The sequence below is a fragment of the Campylobacter sp. 2018MI13 genome, assembly GCF_018501135.1.
In the GTDB taxonomy this organism is placed as follows: Bacteria; Campylobacterota; Campylobacteria; order Campylobacterales; family Campylobacteraceae; genus Campylobacter_E.
The window spans coordinates 1-356 of record NZ_JAHCZC010000314.1; the positions used below are offsets into that span (position 1 = coordinate 1).

1 pseudogene is annotated in these 356 nt (G+C 32.6%); it reads right to left on the reverse strand.

What is annotated here, in order from left to right:
* Positions 1 to 356 (reverse strand): annotated as a pseudogene (locus tag KJQ99_RS10175) (hypothetical protein); the annotation flags it as partial.

The following is a 356-nucleotide window of genomic DNA, read 5'->3' on the forward strand; positions in this document are numbered from 1 at the left end:
GTTTTATCTTCTTCAGGTTGTTTATTGTCTTCAGTGTTTTCAGGTTTATCTTCAGGTTTAACTTCTGGAGTTACAACATCTTCAGTTTTATCTTCTTCAGGTTGTTTATTGTCTTCAGTGTTTTCAGTTTTATCTTCAGGTTTAACTTCTGTAGTTACAACATCTTCAGTTTTATCTTCTTCAGGTTGTTTATTGTCTTCAGTGTTTTCAGGTTTATCTTCAGGTTTATCTTCTGGAGTTACAACATCTTCAGTTTTATCTTCTTCAGGTTGTTTATTGTCTTCAGTGTTTTCAGGTTTATCTTCAGGTTTAACTTCTGGAGTTACAACATCTTCAGTTTTATCTTCTTCAGGTTT